The following is a 3,319-nucleotide window of genomic DNA, read 5'->3' as shown; positions in this document are numbered from 1 at the left end:
ATCACCGTAAGTGAAGGTCGTGAATTTTGGCTATTATCTTGTGATAATCTTCCGTTTTACCCTTTTTTTGATAAATTTCTGCTGATTTTTGAAAATTTGCTAGGGCTTCTTGATGCTTACCTAATTCTCGAAGGCACATCCCACGGTTGTCATAGGCAGCAGCATGGTTGGGGTCAATCTCAATCGCTTCATTCAATTCCAGAATGGCTGCTTGAAATCTGCCCACCAGTACATGGCTAATTCCTCTAAAGTAGTAAAAATTAGCACTTTGAGCATTGGTTTCTTTTGGCTGCTGACGTGGCTTAAAAATTCCCATTGGCTTATCCATTGCTACTTCAATTAGTAGGTAGCTACAAACTACTCAGGAGCTACCGATTTAGATGTTATTGACCAATCCCCAAAATCCCGGCTTTTGGGCATATAAAGATGAGGTTTGAGTCTGGCGTAGTCTGTCTTTGAATACTGGTTTACTGAAAAATCTTGGGCTTTGCTATCAAACCCGCCATAGATTTAAGTCCACAGCTCATAGCTAAGGTCGGTTTCAACCGACTCCAACCCTTTATCCCTAGCGGGATAGCAGCGACACCATAGTTTGTAGGAGTTTTGTCAGTCAATCAGCTCTGAATAACACGTGAATAACAATAGAGGTAATAACCTCTATTACAATTAACGACCAATACGACATACTATCAGGGTAGAGTAACCAATCCCCACGGCACTTATGCCAGGGGCTTTTAGTAGCCCTGTACAATATCTGTTAGAGAACAGGATAAGTACGAACCTCCGGGCAGGGTTACGCTCTGCCCCAATAATTTAATCATCATAGAACCGTTAAAGTCAGCATCCCCATTCCATCCACAGGCACCACATTTGTAGCGCTTTCGAGACCTGTAAGATTTACCCTTAATTGGATGGATGTGTAGGCATTGATGGCATGTCTGGGAAGTATAACGAGGATTAACAAAGATAACTTTTACTCCAGCCTCTAAAGCCTTATATTGTATAAATTCGCGAAGTTGATAGAATGCCCAATTGTTGGATCTTCTTTTTTCAGTTTTAGATCTTGGCTGGAGGTTTGTTCTTTCCCTGATACCTGTCAAATCCTCCAAGGCAATCACTGCCCCTTGAGATTTTGCCGATTCTACGATGGCCTTACTTACATTGTGGTTGACCCAAGTCTGAAAACGTCTTTCTTTACCTGATAGCCGTTTCTGAAGTTGGCGACATTTGCGCCTACTACTTCTTGTGCCCTTCGAGGCTTTGTGCTGAATTTGTTTCCTGACCCTAGCAAATTTGTCTCTAATCTCGTTTACCTGCTTACCAGAAAAACTGTGGTTTTCGCTGGTAACAGCAATATCTGTGCGACCTAAGTCTACCCCAATTACTTTTTTCGTTTTTTGGGGTTTAGGAGCCTTATTTTTTATTTGAATATGGATGTAATATTGACCATCACGATGCTTGCATAACTGAGCCGATGTAGGTTTTCTCCCTTTGAGTTTGCCAATTTGATAATTCCCAATCTCCAAAAGGAATCTCTCTCTACCACCCACTAAAGTTAAGCTAACAGTTTGCTCTTTTTCCCTGTAGCTAAAAATCCTTGAATCATAATCAGCACTAGTGGGACTGAATTTTGATACAGGCTTGTTTTTGTGTTTAGCAGTTTTTCTGTTTGCAGCCACACGTCCACAAACTCTTACTGCTAAATTTGCGCTTAAGTCATAGGTTTCTCTAATGTATTGATAAACCTGAGCTTGTATGGCGTTTTTACTGGTTATGGACGGCTTAACAGCATTATTGGTATAGGTACAAGCATCCGCAAACCCTTCGAGTGTCGCCTCAATTTTATCGGCTTGTTCAGGGGTCGGTTGAATCTTGCAAACTATTGTTAATACTGTGTTTACCATCTCCATCACTTCAAAGGTGACTATATATTTTATTCTACACCAAGATTCTGGATATTCCCGAAGATCTCGCCGCCAACCTCAAGGGTATTGAACCCTTGACCTGCATGTCACGCTGCGCGAACGGTTGGCTCTGGGGGATTATCCCTTCCTATACCTAAAGGCAAGAGCTTCTCATCCCCCGAACCCCCTTTTCTCGGTGAACAGAGAAAAAAGTAATAAGGATAACAAAGAAAAGAAAACGACCGCACTATCAAAGGGATTTATGAGCTAGGCAGATACCCAGTTCAATGGTGTAGGCACCCATGCCACCCAATATAACAGTTCTCAATTGGGTTCGGGAATCGGGAATCGGGAATCGGGAATCGGGAATCGGGAATCGGGAAAAACTCCTGTATAGCTAGCTTTGGGGAGAGATTTGGATTGTGACGAATCACAGTCCAAAAGCTGACAGTTCCAGGATTAAGAGTACCCACAAGGGTACTGTTAAAACCTGAAAAAGCTACGAAACTAGAGGAAGTTGATTAAAGCTTGTTAATTGGAGAGTTCTAAACGACAGCTATGTCAGGATTCAGTCTAGGGCTAACGGGCTAGTGGCAAAGCTACCCTTGTCAGCTATCAGCTGTTGATAGCTGAATACTTACTAATCCTTACTATTATACCTTCAATCACTAAGTCAATCACTAAGTTAATCCCTAACTATTCTGAGGAAACTAGAAATGAGAGAGTTCAATACATTAAGCTTAATGTTAATTATTTATCTGGTTATTTTTATTAGCATTAGCCCTAGAGAAGCCAACAATTTTATTCAATTTATCAATGAAGCCTGGTAATTGGTAATTGGCAGAAATGTTGCCTAGGGAACAGGGGCAAGAGTGTGGCGATAGGGGGAAGATGGGGACTTAAGAGTGTTCGTGGGTAAGTCCTGTGGGAGAGCCACCTGGTCTGGTATTGAAAATTTTATGCATAATTTTTGGGGGTTAGCCAGATAAGTTTATAGATACTTAAAAATCGGCTATTAGCCCCCAGCATTTAGCAGGTATTGCCTTAGCTAAATGCTTACGAATTTTGAAACATATCTGCCCCTTAATAAGGGGTTATTCCTGTTGAATAAAAAACCATAATTTGGCAGTTAATAAAATTGCCAACTGCTATATGTTCTCCCGCAATCTCGCATTTATCATCGGCATCAATAACTACACAAACGGTATTTCCGCCCTGAACACCGCCGTAAACGATGCCAAAAAACTAGTAGAAATTCTCCGCACCAAGCATGATTACCAAGTCTGGGTATGCTTAGACGAAGTGGCAACTCTGTCTAACTTCCACAAATTTTTATTTCATACTTTACCAGAACAAGTCACTAAAAATGACCGCTTATTATTTTACTTCGCTGGTCATGGAGTCGCTCTCAATGA

Annotated in this window: 4 protein-coding genes; 1 reads left to right on the top strand and 3 read right to left on the bottom strand. The window is 41.3% G+C overall.

All coding sequences use genetic code 11. From position 1 onward, the window contains the following. Position 1 precedes the first annotated feature (1 nt). The 3 genes from F6K57_RS40555 to F6K57_RS40545 all read right to left on the bottom strand — a co-directional run bounded on the left by F6K57_RS40555 (position 2) and on the right by F6K57_RS40545 (position 2,377). Positions 2–328: a tetratricopeptide repeat protein gene (locus tag F6K57_RS40555; RefSeq protein ID WP_081431141.1), complete on the bottom strand. Its 327-nt coding sequence runs from the start codon at positions 326–328 to the stop codon at positions 2–4. A gap of 406 nt (positions 329–734) precedes the next feature. Next, complete coding sequence (locus tag F6K57_RS40550) at positions 735–1,904, bottom strand: transposase (RefSeq protein ID WP_330359421.1); 1,170 nt, start codon at positions 1,902–1,904, stop codon at positions 735–737. A 284-nt stretch (positions 1,905–2,188) separates the two neighbouring features. Further along, positions 2,189–2,377: a hypothetical protein gene (locus F6K57_RS40545; RefSeq protein ID WP_293054707.1), complete on the bottom strand. Its 189-nt coding sequence runs from the start codon at positions 2,375–2,377 to the stop codon at positions 2,189–2,191. Between the two features lie 649 nt (positions 2,378–3,026). On the opposite strand from F6K57_RS40545, the gene F6K57_RS40540 reads away from it, so the two are divergent. Next, a partial coding sequence (locus tag F6K57_RS40540) for a caspase family protein (RefSeq protein WP_293074596.1) occupies positions 3,027–3,319 on the top strand: 293 nt, incomplete at its 3' end.

It is taken from the genome of Moorena sp. SIO4A5 (assembly GCF_010672005.1).
Lineage (GTDB): Bacteria > Cyanobacteriota > Cyanobacteriia > Cyanobacteriales > Coleofasciculaceae > Moorena.
Note: the sequence above shows the minus strand (reverse complement) of the source record. Positions and strands in the feature narration are given on the sequence as shown.